At 47.2% G+C, this 1,013-nt stretch carries 1 protein-coding gene; it reads left to right on the forward strand.

The annotated features are described in order from the left end of the window. Positions 1-865, forward strand: an 865-nt coding sequence (locus tag ABS784_RS16830) for an IS110 family RNA-guided transposase (protein ID WP_352513354.1), incomplete at its 5' end; no start/stop codon positions are given. Positions 866-1,013: the final 148 nt, after the last annotated feature.

Below are 1,013 nucleotides of genomic sequence, written 5' to 3' on the forward strand. Positions count from 1 at the left end.
TGTCCCAGGGAGAAAAACGGATGTATCCGATGCGGAATGGATCGCTAAATTATTGCGTTATGGACTGATTGAAAAGAGTTTTGTGCCACCCGCGCCAATTCGAGAATTGCGGGACTTGACCCGTTTACGCAAAAAGTGGGTGGGTCAATTGATTGCGGAAAAAAACCGAATTCATAAAGTATTGGAGTGTTCCAATATCAAGCTGGGTACGGTGATTTCCGACATCTTCGGAGTATCGGGCCGAAAACTCTTGACCCGTTTAATGGAACAGGGGTACATCGAAGAAGCCGATATCGACGCTTGCCTTCACGGAAGAATGAAAGGGAAAAAGCAACAAATTCAGGAATCGCTCTTTGGGACATTAACCGAACATGAGTTGTTCATGATTCGCCAATCGTGGAAGCACATCGAGTATTTGGAAAGCTTGATTCAGGAGATGGACCAACGCATCGACCATCTCTTACAACCGTATCAACAGGAAGTGGATCTTCTGATGACGATTCCTGGAGTGAAAAAGGAAACCGCCGCCGTCATCATCGCCGAAATCGGAGTGGATATGGGACAGTTCCCGACACCGCAGCGCCTCGCTTCTTGGGCTGGGGTGGCCCCGGGAAATCACGAAAGCGCTGGAAAACGCAAAAGTACACGAACGGTAAAGGGTAATCCTCATATTAAATCCGCGTTATGCGAGGCGGCATGGGCGTTATCCCGATGCAGGAATCAACCGTTGGCGGCGAAATTTTGGTCATTGGCGGCTCGCCGGGGAAAGAAAAAAGCACTCGTTGCGATCGCGCACCGAATGCTTGTCACCATTTACTGCATGCTTTCCCGAAAAGAACCGTTTTGGGGACCACAAGTAAGTTAGTATAGCCAAAATGAATACAGAATATACGAGATGCCTAAAAATAAGGCACCTCTGCTTTCCTGTTGTCTTTTTTGGCCATTTGTAGTGTATCCAAACTGATCACAGGATATACAGAGTTGACCGGGTTTTATGGATTTTCACAGAAAAA

Source organism: Geobacillus sp. G4, assembly GCF_040327975.1.
Lineage (GTDB): Bacteria > Bacillota > Bacilli > Bacillales > Anoxybacillaceae > Geobacillus > Geobacillus thermoleovorans.